We start from the raw sequence: 16807 nt of genomic DNA, 5'->3' as shown, positions 1-16807 counted from the left end.
TTTATCCTGATGGCAACCTGGGCATAAATAAATCCAATGACGAACGTGGAAATAATTTCAGGATTTTCAATCGAAGCATTAAAAAAAGGGGACGAGTCCAGCTTTCGAGCATTATTTGAGCACCTTTATCAGCCATTGTGTTACTTCGGGGTGAAGATCACTGGTAATTTATCAGCAGCCGAAGAAGTAACAGGGGATTGTTTTTTGAAGCTCTGGCACCGGCATAAGGGTTTTGAATCCCTGCCTGCCATCAAGTCCTTTCTTTACGTTTCTATCCGTAATGGCTGCCTCAATTACCTAAAGGGGGAAAAAAGGCGTGTTATACGGGAAATGGATTGGACGGTGAGCCAGGAATCCTTTACACAAGATAATTTCATCGATCAGATAATAGAGACAGAGGTGCTGGTTGAAGTTCGTCAGGCGATTTCAACTCTTCCCGAGCATTACAGGCGTGTGCTTCACCTTGCCTTTAATGAAGGGCTAAAAAATACAGAGATAGCCGAACGGCTCGGCCTTAACCAGAGTACTGTAGATAATCAAAAAGCCCGAGGGATCCAATTGCTCCAAAAAGTACTCTCCAGGAAAAGCTTTCTGGTCCTTCTTCTTATCCTGCATTCAGGCAATTAATAATTAGTTATACTATTTTAACCGTATTTTTTTATTGGTCGCCACAACTGATTATTTAATATAAAAGCAATAAAAACTGCGAGGGATCTGCTGACTGTGTTGTTTTCTAATTACCCGATGGGAAAATCAGCATTATGACAGAAAATGATCAAATATTACATGCTTTGGAGCTTGGACAAGCCATCGGTCGTAAATCGATGGGCCAGGAGATATCCGCCGAAGAGGCCCATATGCTGGAAATTTGGGAAAATACCTCAGCAGCTAACAGGCAGTCCATGGAACGCTTACATAGCGAAGAGTTTCAAATGGAGGCATTAGCGCTGATGCATCAGGTTAGTGTCAAAGAAGGTTGGCAGCGCCTTTCCATGAAACGTAATAAATCAATACATTCATATAGGCCTATTGTAATCACTGCTCTTGCCGCTGCCTCGGTTATAATTTTATTTGCTGTTGGCTTTAAATATTTATTGCCTAATCATCCTGCAAGGGTCAATAAGCAGCAGGCGGGGGTGCCCCCTTATGATATCGGACCTGCAACCAATAAGGCAACACTTTCCATTAATTCCGGAAAGCCAATATCCCTTCCATTTTCAGCCGATACTTTACTATCTACCCCTTCTGCAATTCTAAGAAGCCAGAATGGTATGCTCACAATAAAGTCACCGGCTTCCGGCAAACAAGTTGCAGCAAGCCTATCGGTAGTTACACCAAAAGGTGGAACTTATTTTATCCGGTTAATGGATGGTACTGGCATTTGGCTAAACGCTGATACAAGGTTAAGTTTCCCCGACCGGTTTGCTGACGGCAAACGGCAGATAAGTATTGAAGGAGAAGCGTACCTGGAGGTGGCAGCAGATGAAAACCGTCCGTTTTGGGTTCATAGCCCCCAGGGAACCATCCAGGTTCTCGGTACCCGCTTTAATGTAAAATCCTATCTGATAGAAAGCAGTGAGCAGATTACTTTACTAAGCGGTAGGATCAAAGTAAATGGGGATGGCTTTAGTACTTTACTGAAACCAGGTGAGATGGCAGCGATAAATGCAAACGGCATTAAGCTATCTACAGCTGATACGGCAAACATAATGGCCTGGAAGAACGGTATGTTTGTATTCCATAATGCTGCTGCAGGCGAGGTATTTGAGGAGGTAGCCAGATGGTATGATCTTACTGTTGTTTACGACGGTTCGTTTATGGAAAAAGAGACCAGAATTAGTACAAGGATCAAAAGACAGGAACCTTTAAGCCGGGTGCTCAGGATAATGGAGGCTTCTGCCATCGCTTCCTTTAAAATCGAAGATAAAAAGCTGATAATATTTCCCTATAAAAAACGGAGAACAGATAATCAACCATAACAGCCCTTTGGGCAAAAAATAATCGTCATGTATAATGTGATTGCTGCACCCTTTAATCAAAGGGTAATGATAATGTATTGGTATAAATTCAGGCCTTCTTTTCTATCGGCTATTTTCTTCTGCCTTGCAGGACTTCAAGTAGAGGCTCAATCCCGCCTGTATTCACTCACTTTTAAAAATCATTCTTTCGTCAGCGCATTGGACAGTATTGAAAAGCACAGCGGTAATACGATCAGCTTTACTTATAAGAATGAACTTATCCAAAAAGCACACCCGGTAACTTTCTCGGTTAAAGCAGTCGCCTTAAAGCCTTTGTTGGAACTGCTTTTTGAAAAGCAGCCATTAACCTACGAGATAAATGGCTCCTATATTTCCATTGGCCCTAAAGATTTAATTACGCCATCCCCTAAAACCAATCTGCCGGCTATGCCTGGCCTTGATACCATAAGTGTATCAGGCCGGGTACTCGCGGCTGAAGGAAGGCTGCCGCTGGAGGGCGCCTCGGTAAAAGTTATTGGAACTGAAATGGGGACGGCTACTGATAAAGATGGATTATTTCGCTTGCAGGCAACTCGGGGGACGACTTTAGCCATTAGCTACGTTGGCTTTCGTTCAAAGGTCATGGTAATAAAAAGCCCTGCTGATGCTTTAACGATAAGCCTTGAGCCGGAGGAAAGGAAACTGGCAGGTATTAATGTTGTTTCTACCGGTTATCAGAACATACCCATAGAAAGGGCTACCGGTTCTTTTTTCATTTTGGACAGCGCTTTGATTAGCAGAAGAGTGTCTGCAAATGTTTTAGATCGCCTGGATGGAGTTGTTACGGGGTTATTTTTTAATGGATTAACGGACAAACGTATAAACCCTTTAGGATATGACCAGCAGAATGTTGGTATTAATATCCGCGGGGAAAGCTCTCTTTATGCTGGTAAAAATCCTTTGATCGTACTTGATAATTTCCCATTCGGAGGAGATATCAACCTTATCAATCCCAATGACGTGGAAACAATTACGGTCCTCAAAGATGCCGCAGCTGCCAGCATATGGGGCGCCAATGCGGCAAACGGCGTTATCGTTATTACAACAAAAAAAGGGAGACGTAATCAGCGACTAGCTCTGGAGGTCAATACAAACGTAACTATTTCTAAAAAGCCGGATATTTTTAAGAATCGCAATTTTCTTTCCTCCCGAAGCTACCTCGATGTTGAAAAGCTATTATTTGATCAGGGATACTATGATTTTGATATTGCAGACGAAAGCTCAATGACGCCGGTTACACCCGGAGTAGATATTTACGCAGAGTTAAGGGCTGGTAAAATAAGTGCGGACAAGGCCAAATCTATTATAGATGACCTTGCAGCGATTGACTTCAGAAAGACCCTGTCTTCAAGGTTTTATCAACCTGCTATAATGCAACAATATGCTCTCAACCTAAAAGGTGGATCTGAAAATACGACCTATTATCTGTCGGCCGGTTTTGATAACGACAGGCAAACGCTGGTCCGTAATAGCTCCAAGCGGATAACGCTTAACAGCTTCAATTCCTTTCGGCCTTTAAAGAATCTGGAATTTAGTTCAGCCATTAATTATAGTAGCAGTAATACCGCCCAACCCAATAATTATTCATTTGAAGATTTTATGGCCCTGGGGCTGGGTAATTATAAAAACAACTATCTATATCCCTATGCCAGTTTGGTATCAGCAAATGGGGACGGTCTTCCGGTAACGCTTAATTACCGGGATAGCTATGTCAAAAAGGCCGCACAGAACGGATTTCTGGATTGGGGTTTCAGGCCCTATGAGGAATTGCACCTGGCAGATAACAATACTAAAAGCAGCAACCTGCTTCTGCGTTTGATGGGTAAATACAAGATCATACCGCAACTCGATATTGAAATTCAATACCAGCATGAGCAACAGCAGATCTTTCAAAGGAATTTCAGGGACGCGAGTTCATATTATGTACGCAATATGGTAAACAGGTTTACCTCCTTTGATGCTGCAACTGGCATTGCAGAATATGTATTTCCCAAGGGAGGAATTTTAGAAACGGCTGATTATACTTGGCGAAGCCAGAATGCGAGGGCACAGCTTAATTACCATCAGAACTTCGGCTCCTTTGCCGTGGACGCACTCGGAGGTTATGAGCTCAGGGAGCGTAAAACAGAGGGCTATCCCCGCATAGCTTACGGGTACAATGACCAATTCGGCACGGACATTTCAAATTTAAACTACAATGTTGCCTATCCCGTTAACCCCGGTGGGACCGCATTTATCCCATCGCCGGATAATGATGTAAATGGCTCTCTTACCCGGTACCTGTCGCAGTATTTCAATGGCTCGGTAATTTATGATAACCGTTATGTCCTCAATTTAAGTGGTCGCAGGGATGGGGCCAACATTTTCGGCGTTAAAACAAACGACAAAATTACGCCCCTGTGGTCGGCTGGTCTGGGATGGAATATTAGCAACGAGGCTTTTTATAATACCCGCTGGCTGCCCCGGTTAAAAATCAGGGGCTCTTATGGTTTCAACGGAAACGTTTACTATGGCTCAGCCTATTTATCAGGCCGGTATTTAACGGCACCGGTCACAGGACTGGAACGTATCGCTATTGAAACACCCCCAAACCCCGCGCTGCGTTGGGAAAAAGTAAGGAATATAAATATAGGCATTGATTTTTCAGCCCTTAATAACAGAATAAGCGGTGTAATAGAAGGTTATCAGAAAAATGGAAAGGACCTCGTACAGCCAACGTTTATCGCACCACAAACGGGCTTTACCACGGTTATGGCCAATACTGCTTTGACCTCGACAAAAGGGATAGATATTACCCTGAACACCAGCAACCTTGATGGCCCACTTAAATGGACAACAACCTTACTGCTGAGTATAATGAATGATAAACTAGTCCGATTCGATGCCCCGCAGACAATCAACAGCATCCAAAAGTATGGAGAGATTAGCGGCCTTGTTGGAAGGCCCCTCTACGGCGTTTTTTCTTACCGTTACGCAGGTGTCGATGCAGCAGGTGACCCGGTAGGTTATTTGAATGGCGGAAAAAGTAAGGACTATGAAGCCGTAATGAACAATTTTAATCCTGATTCCCTGCAGTACAATGGTTCAGCCAGGCCAACAAAATACGGGGCATTTAGAAATGAGTTGAGATATAAAAATTTTGCTATTTCCTTCAACATCACCTTTAAACTAGGGTATGTATTCAGGCGCCCATCTACGCCGCTTAATTATTCAGAATTAATAGAGTCCAGGGCAAATATGGATTACGAACAGAGGTGGCAGAAGCCAGGCGATGAAAACAATACAAAAGTGCCCGCTTTGGTATTACTGCAAGACCGCAACAGGAGCCGGTTTTACACCTATTCTGAAGTATTGGTAGAAAGAGGGGACCATATCAGGTTGCAAGATATCCGCCTAGACTATCAGGTGCGCTTTAAGGGTACGGGAAAAGTAATACAGTATTTGAACTTATATGCTTACCTGAGTAATGTTGGTTTACTTTGGCAGCAAAGCAAAACAGGTATCGACCCCGATACATTTGGCTTCGGAATGGCAAACCCGGTTTCTTTTTCATTTGGTATAAACGCAAAATTCTAAATCATGCTAAAGCATATGTTCTATCGGATTATACTAATTAGTCTAATGGCCCTGATAGCCTGTAATAATAACGAATGGTTGGATGCCAAACGGATTAAGTCCGATGTAAAACCTGAGACCTTAAAAGATTTTCAAGCTATACTGGATAACAACCAGGCAATAAACGGACGGTTTGTAAGTACCGGTCTGGCAGCAGCCGATAATATAATTATTAGCGATGCCGCCTTCGGAACCTTAAGAAATAATGAAAAGGAAATTTATTTATGGGGATTAAACCCCTGGTCGGAGAATAACGGGGCTTCCGTTGAGTGGAACTACCTGTATGGCACTATCGCTTATGCCAATATTGTTATTGAGGGGCTTGACGCACTAAAATCCGGTTCCGCCCAAAAGGATAATGTATTGGGTCAGGCTTTGTTTTACCGTTCTTTTGCCCTTTATAATCTTGCTCTTATCTTTTGCCGGCAATATGACCCACAATCGGCCAGGGATCTGCAAGGACTCCCACTGAGGCTAAGTGCTGATGTCAATACTATCTATAATCGTTCCGATTTAGAAGATACCTATGGTCAAATAATAACAGATGCAAAAAAAGCCGTAGAGCTGCTGTCCACACATCAGCCATTTATTACGCGCCCATCAAAACTTTCTACTTATGGCCTTCTGTCACGGGTATTTATGAGTATGGGCAGGTTTGAAGATGCGGAAATCTATGCGACCCATTTTCTGGAACAAAAAAGTGATCTGCTGGATTTCAACAGTGACAAAGTAAGTGCAACTACTACCTACAGGTTCCCAGCAAACGGTGTCGGCAATAATGAAGTAGAATTTTATGCTTATGCTGGAACAAACGGCCTGGTACGGCCTACGACAGTAACAAAAGCCGACGTGGATTCATCGCTATACCGATCTTATAGTGATAACGACCTGCGCAAGGTCACCTTTTATGTACGGACTAACAATAACATACGGTTCCGAGGAGGATACACCGGTGATTTCTATAATTTTTGCGGCATAGCAACCAATGAGATACTGCTAAACAAAGCCGAATGCCTGGTTCGGAGTGGCCGGGTTACCGATGCAATGACCTTAGTTAACAGGTTACTAGCTGCCAGATATAAAACCGGGACGTTCTTTCCCCTAACTGCAACAGATAAAAAACAGGCCCTGGATATTGTATTAAACGAAAGGCGCAAAGAGCTGCCTTTTACATTCAATAGCCGGTGGGATGATATCCGAAGACTAAGTGCTGATCAGGACCGAAAGGTAGAAATAAAACGATTCATAAATGGTAGGGAATTTATTTTAGGCCCTGCAAGCCCGAGGTATGCCTTTCCGATACCGCCAAATGAGATCCAGCTTAGTGGATTAGAACAAAACAACTATTAATATGCAAATGAAAGCAAGGAAAAATTACATTTTTTTACTTGTGGCAGTATGGCTCTCCGCTACCTTATTGTCCGCAGAAGCCGTACCTAAGAATCAGATAAAGGTGCTGATTAAATTGGCTGGTGCCACAGCAAAAGATGAACTTAAATTAAAAGTGGGCAGCGCAACCCTTTTTGCCGCTGAATATCCTTACCGCCAGGAGTATAAGGCCACATTTGATTCCGGGTTGTTCCGCTTTGAGATTCCGGTAACATCAGCTAGTGGATATTTCTCAGTATCAAAAGCCAGAACATTTACCGACACCGGCGCTGGAGCCGGAACTGCTATGATAATAAGCCAGCAGATTTGGAGGAATGGGGATAGTATTTTTATCAATGCATCGGTAAGAGAAACCTACGCGGGAATCAACGGGCATTATACATTTCAGGGTTTAGGGGCGCTCCGGTATACTTTAAATGCTTCAATAGATTCTATTCTTTTTCTTCCAACCCAAGAGTCAAGTTCAGATCTGATTGCTAAACATGGGATCGTAGATCCGTATGAAGTTTTACGTCCCATAGCACGAGCGTTTTTAGATAATCATAAAGGAGGATTATCGCAACAGGACTGGGAAATACTCAGGATCAAAATTGATTTTTTTAATGGAAATTCCGTCTTTGTTCCATTAAAAAATTACTGGCAAGGCCTTAGTGTTACGGAAAGGTCTAATGCTATAAAAAAATACCAATCTGTTTATAAGGAACGGTTTAATAAACAGTACACAGCTTCAGGATTGCTTCAGTCACTGGATTACCTCAAATTTATCCGTTACAGATATGCAGCAGAAAGCATCTTGGTTAACGGCCGTTTTGATTTTATGTGGATTTACAATTCGATAAAAAGCAGTGACCAAGCGCAGTCATTGAAAGATGCCTGTATAGCTGTTTTATTCAGTAGGTATAGATTGCCCGTGGATGCAAATACCACATTGGATGATGCTATCTCTTTTGTATCGGAAAATGATGCTAGTGTCATTCTTCGAAGAATTAAAGAAGCTACCGGCAAAAAACTATTTACGGGTTTTGAACTATTTGACATCAACAACAACGTGGTAAGCTATGCTGATTTCAAAGGCAAAACGGTATTGCTGGACTTTTGGACAAATGGATGCGGGGGATGTAAGCTCTTTTATGAAACGGCACTTAAATATGTTGAGGAGAAATTCGCACATGACAGTTCTGTTGTATTTTTATCCATTGGAGCAGATAGATGGAGGAAGCGTTGGATTGATGGCATTGGAACAGGTTTTTATACCTCAAATGATGCCATTAACCTTTATACAGGCCCAAAAGGGGAGGCCCATCCCGTGATATCTGATAATTTCATAAAATCATTTCCTACTGTCATTCTTGTAAACAAGGATGGATACATATTTAAGCATAATACCCAGGACCTTTACCATAAAGACAGCTTGATTGTACTTATAGAAAAGATTAAATAAGGAGAGGAGGGAAACCGCCCTCTCCTTATTGTTTAGAATTCAGGCTGGAAGCTTTCAATATGAATACCACCGGTCTGGCCATCTACCTGGGCTTTGGGAACGGTTGCCCCAAGGGTACTGGTGGATGTGATTTCACATGGACGGGCGGATCCCATATCACATTCCGGATTGGGTGAAGTGCTCAGCAAATAGTTTGAGCCGCTTTCTCCGGTAACATAATAAACATTGAGCTGGGTTTGTCCTTCCGATTTGGACGGGGTTTCGGTTTTATCGCCGGCAAAGGCCAGGGAAGCGCTAAGCACAAAGATCAGTGCAGGGATGAATTTTAAAGCTTTCATAATTGGTTGTTTTTGGGAGGTTAAGAAATGGATGGTCATCGCGCCGGCAAGGCGGGCGCCTTTAAAAACCTGTAAACAAATGGATTAACTGAAAGTATAAATTATTAGTAATGTTATGGTGTAAAAATATATATTTTCGTATATGCGTTGAGGTAGCAGGATTGGCAGGTGGATTAATATGGGGTAACAATGCTTTTATTGCACTTCGCTATTGGGGTTATCATGGATCAAATCCCGGTAAGCTGGTACCGATTCAGTCTTACCGGTGATCTGGTCATCTACTTATTTTTCTTAACGGGTTTGACAGGTAAAACTTACCGTTGGCTGCGTAAAGACTGTAGTAGGATCGCAAGTCGTAGAAATGTCTTTTGCAATTACTTGTACAGATTTAAAGGAAAATACCGGCCTTAATACCAGTTGGGAAAAAGTTTTGGTTTGTTTCATGATTCAAGGTTTGATTGGTTTAATAACAATTCAAAGATAGTACGGGAAGGCTCCTGTTTGCTGAAATATAATGTAAACACCCTTTATTGTTTTGTAAACGGGCATTTCTTAACCCTCAACAGGAAAATAGCGAAGATGAGCAGGGGAAATTTTCGAATTATTGCAATTCATATTCTGATTATAGCAGCCTTGATTCTGTTTGAAGTTTTAGGGTTAACCATAACCGGTGCAAGATTTAACCCGGTTGTTACAGGATGCTATTACCTTTATAATGTCGCTTTTTTCTATTTCATAGCCCTTGTTTTCATACCGTTTTGTGAGAAAAGATTTTCAGACATACTGATTCTAATCGATCTGATGATTCTGGTCATCCTGGCCTATGTCATAATATCGATTTTTATAGCTCTGCTACTCTCTCATTTTTACTTTGGTATATGGGATTTCAGGTCGGCTTTTAATGTCGCGATATTATTACTTAACAGGGGGCTTTTATTCTTCTGCGCTGCCTTGTCTTATTGGTTTGCAATGCACAGTATCGGCAGGGCAAAAGAAGCAAAGTTGCAAGCGCAGCTCAGGCATGAATCTGAAAAAAGGGAAGCAGTATTGGAAAGTCGTTTTCTGCGATCACAACTTGACACCCACCTGATGGGCAATGTGCTAAACTCTGTATATTCCGGTATTTTCCGTACATCACCGAAGCAGGCCTCCATTATCCTGCTGGCTGCCGATATCTTAGCCTATTGCAGCGAACATAACGATGAATCGGGAAGGGTTTCTCTACAGCAAGAAATCAGCCAGCTACGTCGCATAATCGAGCTAAGACAGGCTACGCGGGATCATAAATTGCAGGTCATCTTTTCCGCCGACATAAGAGGTAAGGACAATGCTTTGAAAATACCACCCTTGCTATTTTCTGATCTCGTTGAAAATATTTTTAAACATGGACAGCTCTATGACCAGCATCGTCCTGCCCAAATTCAGATATCTGTCTCAAATAAAGTCCTTTACTTCCGAAGTTGGAACCAACACATAGCCCGAATTCCCTCCTCCCGCACAGGGATCGGGCTGGCAAATACCCGGGCAAGGCTGCTAAAGCATTATGGCAATGCCCATACCTTATCGATTGATAATACGGATACCCATTTTATGGTTGAACTAAATATACGGTTATGAGAAGTTTGATTGTAGATGATGAGCCCCATGCCGGGGAGCTGCTTAAGGAATATGTTTTGGAGAACCCCTATTTGCAACTGGCCGGCTTTGAACAAAACCCGATACGGGCATTGGAGAAAATTAACACAGGAAAATTAGTCGTGGACCTGATTTTCCTTGATTTTGAAATGCCCGGATTACATGGTTCGGATTTTGCGAAAGCGGTGAGGACAGATCCGGTAATTGTCTTTACCACCGCACACCGTGGATTTGGGCCTGAAGCATTTGAGGTTAATGCTGCCGATTACCTGGTGAAACCCATCAGTTATCCGGTCTTTTCCCGTTCGGTAGAAAAGATTGTTCAGCGGCTGACCCTATCACCAAAGGATGTGGATGAGCAATTACCCTACTTTTTTATCAATGGTACCGGTAAGTATAATTTGATAAAGATCTATAAACAGGAGGTCCTTTGGATTGAAGGCACGGCTGCCTATATTACCATAAAAACTAAAAGCCGGGATTACCTTTGTACCGTCAAGCTAAAGCAAATGGAACTTTTACTTCCGCCACCAAGATTCCTGAGAATTCACCGTTCCTATATCGTCAACTTGGATATGGTCGAGCAGGTAAATGCTTCTGAGGTAGTGCTGACCGGCAAAAAAGTGCTTCCTATTGGCGATATGTACCGACAGTCACTCTTTGCCTTCCTGGGACGTTACCGGCCAGGGTACTAACCCCTGGCCTGTAATGGTTCATGGTTCAATTCCTTACTATTTCTTTGCTTATACCAATCCCGGATCAAAAAATAGTATAGCAGCATTTCATGCGCTCTTTGGTTTTCGGCAAATAGCCGGTTAACGTGCATATGCAAAAGATCGGCAAGCAATTGTTTTCTTTCATGTAAAAACCTTTTTTGCAAAGCTTCAATCAGCGAGCCCTTAAAGGCATGGAGGCTAAGGGCTATCTTTTCGCTTAGGGAAAAGTCCCCTTGACTGCTAAAGACATCATATCGTGCAGCAATCTTTTTACTGGCCTCTGCACCGATACCAAATTCGGCGCGGAAGGATTCATACCTATTCTTTATAAATTCCAGGTAATGGTCCGGGCTAAAAACCCCTGCCTGCTGTAAGTCCCTCATCAGCTGAACAGATAACAGGCATTTCTGATCATCGCTTAAAGCATGCCGAAGTAAGGTAAATACGTAAAGACTGTCTTTGTAAAAATGTGTTTCTATCTGCTCTATATACTCGGGGCCATATCTTTCCAGTTCCCGCTGATAAGTTCTTACCTGGATATCTGTGATCGTTCCCGCCTCCAATTCGGGCAGGAGCAGATCCTGGAGCCTGGCCATCATGCCATCTATCTGTTCGCTGCTTTTTAGTTGCAGCCGGAGTCTTATATGATCGCCGCCTTCGTTGTAGCGGATGAAAAACCATTTTTTAATAAGCGCTCCGTTATTTTGCAAAAAGCGATTAATATAGTTTGTAATGAGGTGGTCGGCCTTATTAGTAGAAATGTAAATCTGAAAATATAGCCACTGGGTACCAGGGCAAAAACACCGTTCAATCCCGGAAGTCTGAGGTGCAGCATCAGAAGGACTATAAATAGGATTTTTATGGTATAGGGTAATTAAAAATTGGCTGAAGAAGTTATGGCCACTACTATCTTGTACACTGCCCATCCCCATTTCGTTTATAAAGGCTTCTTCCAGCCAGAGTCTACCGGCTTTTTGTATTTGCAGGTACAGCAGGTCAAGGTCGGCTGTTGCTGCCGTATTTAATACAAGTTTCTGGTCCCCGCTGCCGACTTTAACATATCCTTCCATCTTATGCTTTTGTAGGTAAATACGGATTTCTGCAGGGGCATTAAAAGCAGAAGCCTCCACCAGCAAAGTTGCCGGGCTGACGATGATATTTTCGTATTCCATGCGTGGATAGTAATTCAAGCCCGGGTAGGTTGTCCTTATATCAGGTATCAGGTTAGTTTGTATGCCCTGATGGGAAAGATCACATAGAAAGCGAAATAAGGCAAGATCTGAACGGGTATAGTTATAGGCCGAAGCATGCCTTGGAATAAGCCGTTTGCCTCGTGACGCGGACCGTAGTACTATGCTGTTATGGCGCAGGCTTACCAGGATATCATCAGCAGTCAATGGTTCCTCGGTAGTGTCAAAGTTGAGAATATTGAGCTGCAGGTCGTATATGGCTTCCCTACGGTTAACATTATCCACTTTCTGTTCTGCCGTATAACCGATATCGAAAAATAACACCCCAGGATTGGCAGCCTGTTCTAAAGCGGCCATATTTCGGCAATGTTCGCGAATGGAGGCGCCGATTTTTGTAAACCGGCCAGCCAGTGCAGTTCCGGTAGTGCCACCGATATGATCAACAATAATGTTGTTACCGCATTGGGTAAACAAAGCACTCAAGGTATTAGGCAGCGGAAGGATATCTTTATTTGCACTTAGCCGGAGATTTTGCAACCGAAGCACCTGCAAATTTAATTCCAGTTGTTCTACAAAGATCCTTTTAAATTGCTCCTGGCTGGCTTCCTGCCTTGTTCGTGCGCCGATGATATCAAAAATGGCATCATCGCCCTCACTGTTGCGAATGGTGTTTCCGTAACCAACCCCCAGCTCCGGGTCCAGGGCAACCATGAGCGGCACCTCGCGTTGGTCGAATTTTGCCCGGAACAGATTTACGAAAGTTTCCAGTTGCGGGTATACAGGTTTGGAATATAACTGCTGCAGCAAGGAGACCAGCCCTGGCAGATGTTTAAGGGGCCGCGTGTCCAGGTAGCCGGATTCCAGCTGACGCTCGCAAAGTATATATTGTTTTTGCACTTGCCCGGTACTACACATTGATCTGCGCTTAAAATAATCAGGGCCAATGATATTTTTATCCAGTTCGGTAAGCAGCAGCTTTGCTGAGATCATTTCTTCTAAGAACCCTTTGGTCGTCGCCACATCTAATGTTAATGGTGCCAGCTGGTCCATCAGCAATTGAAACGGTATTGGTTGCCGACATTTTTTCAATATATTAATCAGCTGTTCACTTCGGGCAAGCTCCAGTATTTGATGGCTGCCATCATTGCTTTGATGGACATACCGGATATTTTGACCGGCTTCGTACCAGGTGCTGTTGGCCCATACCCTGGCATTTGTATTTTCAACATCGCAGAATTCGTACTGCAGCTCTTCTATCTGACTCCAATCAAAAAAGGTATGGCAGATGGTTTCATCTTTAATTCTGATAGGCAGGCTCTCATTACCTGTTTGAACCATTCCCACAGCAGCGAATTTGCCATAGGGTACTGGCCGGAACCTTGCACGGTTAAAATATTTGGCAATAGAAATTTGTACTTTTTCCGGTTGGTGGAAAAGGTCCTCATAGTTCAAGTCTTTAATGATGTCATGGAAAGTGGCAGAGGATTCACCGATTGATCGCTTTAGTTCCGGCCAACAGGATTCAAGGGAGGCATCCATGGGAAATTGCGGTATCCTGAAAATTGCAGCGGGGAGTATGACGATCTTTTGTGGTTTGGGCATTTTTCCTTTAAGGTAAAATAAGCTTGGTGCAAGAACACAGCCCAATATTTTAATGGCCTTTATTATTTTCTAAACCTGCAAACAGAGCGGTCCAACGGGAAATACTGGACAAGTTTACAACCCCGGAAGCAGGCCAAGATTTATGCCCTTGCGAACCAGGCCTGCAGTATTTTTTACCTGAAGCTTTTGAAAAAGGTCGCTACGCAGGGATTCAACCCTTTTACTGCTCAGGTGGATCTCGGCTGCGATCTGTTTGGTGGTCATTTCTTTCGCTATCATTTCCAGTATCCTTTGTTCCCTATCTGTGAGCAGGGGTAAGCCGTCCCCGGTGCCCAACATGGTATTTCGCAAATCATCCCTAAGACAGGCATCAATATATTGAACACCCTGGGATACGCTTTCAATGGCTTCAATTAAAGTATATTTATCGATTCCCTTTAGGACGTAACCGTCAGCCCCGGCTGCCAACATTGTCCTTGCCGTAAATATCTGGTCCATATTTGTCAGCACCAAAATACGCATGGAGGGCCTGGCCCGCTTCAACGCCTTAATGAACTGAACAGGATCTGTCGCCGGCAACTGGAGGTCAAGGAGCAAAACGGCAACCTGCTGATGTGCGATAAAATCCAGTAATTGGTTACTATTACTGAAAGTTCCTACTATGGAAAGGGCAGCATAATCCTCAAGCAAATGCCGCAAACCTGCAAGAACAATAGGGTGATCGTCGATTATTGCCAGTTTGATCATAGCTTGTAGGTTTTAAGATCTATTTCAAAATTGATACTGGTACCCTCGCCGGGCTTAGAGCTTATGGAAAAAGTCCCTTCCAATTGCTCGATGCTTTTGCGTACCTGAATCAGGCCCATGCCCGCTATGGAATGGTCAGCAGAGGCCGGCATCCCGTTACCCCAATCCTGAACGGTTACCATAAGTAGTTCCTGGTGACAGCTGAGTTGTACCAGTATTTTATTTGTTCCTGAATGGCGAATAGCATTTTGAATCAGTTCCTGGATATTACGATAAATGATCAGCTCAAGCGCCTTATGGCTCCGGTCCCATAATCCGAGGTAACGGAAACCCACTTTTATCGCGGTTGCTTTCTCTACATACTGGCAATGGTTCATGACAGCAACAGCAAGACCCTGATGGAGCAACAATTCGGGCATAAGCTGATGGGCAATGGAGCGGACGTCCTTTATGGTTTGATCCAGCTCTTGAAGGGGCCCATTATATTCGTTGTTTTCAGACGAGGCAGTATTGGCGGCCCTTAAAGTAGCAAACCACGTCTTAATATTTGTTAGTGCCCCTGCGATATGGTCATGGAGGTCTCGGGCAACAGCTGCCCGGACTTTTTCTTCCCCCTGCAGCGTAGCCTGCCAAAGGGCTCTTTGCTGCAGCTTTTGTTGTTTTATAGAGCGGCTGCGCAAATACAACAAAAGTAATAAGATCAAAAAAACGAGTGTAATTGCGGAGATAATCATCACCAACCTATTACCTTTAATAAGGGCCTGTTGCCGGGTAATGACTAATTGCTGGCTAATGCGTTCATTACTACTTTGCATCTGCCGGTTTTTGGCCTCCAACTCATCAATGCGGTCATTGGCCCCTTTTCCCCATAGGCTATCATTTAACTCCGTGAAACGGTCAAAATAAGCCGCAGCTAATTTGTAGTGGTTCAATTGCTTGTTGGCTTTTGCCAGGTATCGGTAAAAATCCAAAAGATAATCAGGCAACGGATTCAGAGAAAGTGCCTGCCGAAGTCCGGCATGCAATATACTATCTGCTTCTTTAAGCTTTCCTTGCCGGATATAAACCTGTCCAAGGCTTATAAGCGGGATCAGGTCATCATACCTTACACCCATTGGTGTACGTAAGGCCTTCTTATAGTTTTCAACGGCCAGATCATGCATGCCTTTTTTTTCTGCCATGACGCCCATCATATAATAAGCCTTATGAACGATATCGGGCCGGACTTTATCCTGCACCAAAGTAATAGCCTGGGACAGGAGCCGTTCTGCTACCCGGAAGCTATCACTTATCGAAGAATATAGCCCGCCTGTATTGAGCAGGGCTGCGGCCATCATACCTGAATCCTTTTCTGCTTCAGCCAAAAGCCTACCGCGGTTATAACAGCGGGCGGCTGCTTTTATTCTGCCTATCCTTTGGTATAAGAGCCCAAGATTTATAAAGGGTAATGACTTTGACGCGACGGTACCCAATTGTTGCTGGCTTACTATGGCAAGCTGGTAATAAAACAGCGAGGAATCATATCGTAAGGTGGATTGATAACAGATCCCTAAATTATTGTAAAGCAAAGCGATCTGTTTGTATTCTTTTGGGTCTAGCCTGGAAAGAGAGATGGCCTCATGCTGGCAGCGGATCATGTCCTGGTCATTACCTGAGCTGAAATAACGCTGGCCTAACAGGTTTAGCACCCGGATGGCGCCATGCCTATAACCTGTTTGCCTGCATTGTTGTAATAAGGTAACGTAACCAGGGATGGCCTTTTCATTGTTCATTGCGGCCATGTTATTAATACCCTCGTTTATTGTAGCCGTATCGATTGCAGCCCGCGAATCTGCGGAATAAGATGCGAAGAGTAAAGTGGCTAAAAGGGTTTTTCCGATGGAAGAAATGATGGGGTAAGGTATCATAGCAGCATGGTTTTTCCGAGTGGGACCTACAAAAATAGAGTAAGCGCTCTGAAATGGAACAGATGTTGAAAAAACAAGGGAAAACCCTTGTGGGTACGGATTTTATTCTGAAAAAACAAGGGTTTACCCCCTCAAAAAAGAGGGTTTACCCTTTAGATTTTTCAGAAACACCATTTTAGTTTTGTCCCACGATAATTTTATCTGTAACC

At 43.5% G+C, this 16807-nt stretch carries 11 protein-coding genes; 7 read left to right on the top strand and 4 right to left on the bottom strand.

What is annotated here, in order from left to right; all coding sequences use genetic code 11:
- The first annotated feature begins 36 nt into the window (after positions 1 to 36).
- From ABIE50_RS09260 to ABIE50_RS09240, 5 genes are all read left to right on the top strand, one after another.
- On the top strand, positions 37 to 627 hold the full coding sequence (locus tag ABIE50_RS09260; protein WP_209864248.1) for an RNA polymerase sigma factor: 591 nt from the start codon (positions 37 to 39) through the stop codon (positions 625 to 627).
- Positions 628 to 761: 134 nt separating this feature from the next.
- On the top strand, positions 762 to 1979 hold the full coding sequence (locus tag ABIE50_RS09255; RefSeq protein ID WP_209864252.1) for a FecR family protein: 1218 nt from the start codon (positions 762 to 764) through the stop codon (positions 1977 to 1979).
- A gap of 27 nt (positions 1980 to 2006) precedes the next feature.
- Positions 2007 to 5594, top strand: coding sequence for a SusC/RagA family TonB-linked outer membrane protein (locus ABIE50_RS09250; RefSeq protein ID WP_209864255.1), 3588 nt, complete (start codon positions 2007 to 2009; stop codon positions 5592 to 5594).
- A 45-nt stretch (positions 5595 to 5639) separates the two neighbouring features.
- Positions 5640 to 6983, top strand: a complete 1344-nt coding sequence (locus ABIE50_RS09245) for a RagB/SusD family nutrient uptake outer membrane protein (protein ID WP_209864258.1) — start codon at positions 5640 to 5642, stop codon at positions 6981 to 6983.
- Position 6984: 1 nt separating this feature from the next.
- Positions 6985 to 8463: a TlpA family protein disulfide reductase gene (locus tag ABIE50_RS09240; protein WP_209864261.1), complete on the top strand. Its 1479-nt coding sequence runs from the start codon at positions 6985 to 6987 to the stop codon at positions 8461 to 8463.
- A gap of 32 nt (positions 8464 to 8495) precedes the next feature.
- Here ABIE50_RS09240 and ABIE50_RS09235 read toward each other — a convergent pair whose 3' ends face one another.
- Positions 8496 to 8801 (bottom strand): hypothetical protein, encoded by a 306-nt coding sequence (locus tag ABIE50_RS09235; RefSeq protein ID WP_209864263.1) that lies wholly within the window; start codon positions 8799 to 8801, stop codon positions 8496 to 8498.
- A 579-nt stretch (positions 8802 to 9380) separates the two neighbouring features.
- Here ABIE50_RS09235 and ABIE50_RS09230 point away from each other — a divergent pair.
- A complete protein-coding gene (locus ABIE50_RS09230) occupies positions 9381 to 10418 on the top strand; it encodes a sensor histidine kinase (protein WP_209864265.1) in 1038 nt (345 codons plus the stop codon).
- A complete protein-coding gene (locus ABIE50_RS09225) occupies positions 10415 to 11131 on the top strand; it encodes a LytR/AlgR family response regulator transcription factor (RefSeq protein WP_209864267.1) in 717 nt (238 codons plus the stop codon). The genes ABIE50_RS09230 and ABIE50_RS09225 overlap by 4 nt, the downstream gene beginning before the upstream one ends.
- On the opposite strand, the gene ABIE50_RS09220 is transcribed toward ABIE50_RS09225, so the two are convergent.
- The 3 genes from ABIE50_RS09220 to ABIE50_RS09210 form a co-directional block, all read right to left on the bottom strand.
- Positions 11128 to 13881: a lantibiotic dehydratase gene (locus ABIE50_RS09220; RefSeq protein ID WP_209864270.1), complete on the bottom strand. Its 2754-nt coding sequence runs from the start codon at positions 13879 to 13881 to the stop codon at positions 11128 to 11130. The genes ABIE50_RS09225 and ABIE50_RS09220 overlap by 4 nt on opposite strands.
- Before the next feature lie 177 nt (positions 13882 to 14058).
- Positions 14059 to 14691 carry a response regulator gene (locus ABIE50_RS09215; protein ID WP_209864273.1) on the bottom strand — a complete coding sequence of 211 codons (633 nt, stop codon included), beginning with the start codon at positions 14689 to 14691 and terminating at the stop codon, positions 14059 to 14061.
- Positions 14688 to 16598: a tetratricopeptide repeat-containing sensor histidine kinase gene (locus ABIE50_RS09210; protein ID WP_209864276.1), complete on the bottom strand. Its 1911-nt coding sequence runs from the start codon at positions 16596 to 16598 to the stop codon at positions 14688 to 14690. Before ABIE50_RS09210 ends, ABIE50_RS09215 begins: the two co-directional genes overlap by 4 nt.
- Between the last annotated feature and the right edge of the window lie 209 nt (positions 16599 to 16807).

Source organism: Chitinophaga sp. OAE865 (genome assembly GCF_040546735.1).
Classification (GTDB): Bacteria; Bacteroidota; Bacteroidia; order Chitinophagales; family Chitinophagaceae; genus Chitinophaga; species Chitinophaga polysaccharea_A.
This window is presented reverse-complemented; position numbering and strand designations above follow the sequence as displayed.

What these genes read in the sequence shown, in the direction of transcription:
- ABIE50_RS09260 (WP_209864248.1), top strand. Translation starts at nt 37, where the DNA reads ATGACGAACGTGGAAATAATTTCAGGATTTTCAATCGAAGCATTAAAA.
- ABIE50_RS09255 (WP_209864252.1), top strand. Translation starts at nt 762, where the DNA reads ATGACAGAAAATGATCAAATATTACATGCTTTGGAGCTTGGACAAGCC.
- ABIE50_RS09250 (WP_209864255.1), top strand. Translation starts at nt 2,007, where the DNA reads ATGTATAATGTGATTGCTGCACCCTTTAATCAAAGGGTAATGATAATG.
- ABIE50_RS09245 (WP_209864258.1), top strand. Translation starts at nt 5,640, where the DNA reads ATGGCCCTGATAGCCTGTAATAATAACGAATGGTTGGATGCCAAACGG.
- ABIE50_RS09240 (WP_209864261.1), top strand. Translation starts at nt 6,985, where the DNA reads ATGCAAATGAAAGCAAGGAAAAATTACATTTTTTTACTTGTGGCAGTA.
- ABIE50_RS09235 (WP_209864263.1), bottom strand. Translation starts at nt 8,801, where the DNA reads ATGAAAGCTTTAAAATTCATCCCTGCACTGATCTTTGTGCTTAGCGCT.
- ABIE50_RS09230 (WP_209864265.1), top strand. Translation starts at nt 9,381, where the DNA reads ATGAGCAGGGGAAATTTTCGAATTATTGCAATTCATATTCTGATTATA.
- ABIE50_RS09225 (WP_209864267.1), top strand. Translation starts at nt 10,415, where the DNA reads ATGAGAAGTTTGATTGTAGATGATGAGCCCCATGCCGGGGAGCTGCTT.
- ABIE50_RS09220 (WP_209864270.1), bottom strand. Translation starts at nt 13,881, where the DNA reads ATGGATGCCTCCCTTGAATCCTGTTGGCCGGAACTAAAGCGATCAATC.
- ABIE50_RS09215 (WP_209864273.1), bottom strand. Translation starts at nt 14,691, where the DNA reads ATGATCAAACTGGCAATAATCGACGATCACCCTATTGTTCTTGCAGGT.
- ABIE50_RS09210 (WP_209864276.1), bottom strand. Translation starts at nt 16,598, where the DNA reads ATGATACCTTACCCCATCATTTCTTCCATCGGAAAAACCCTTTTAGCC.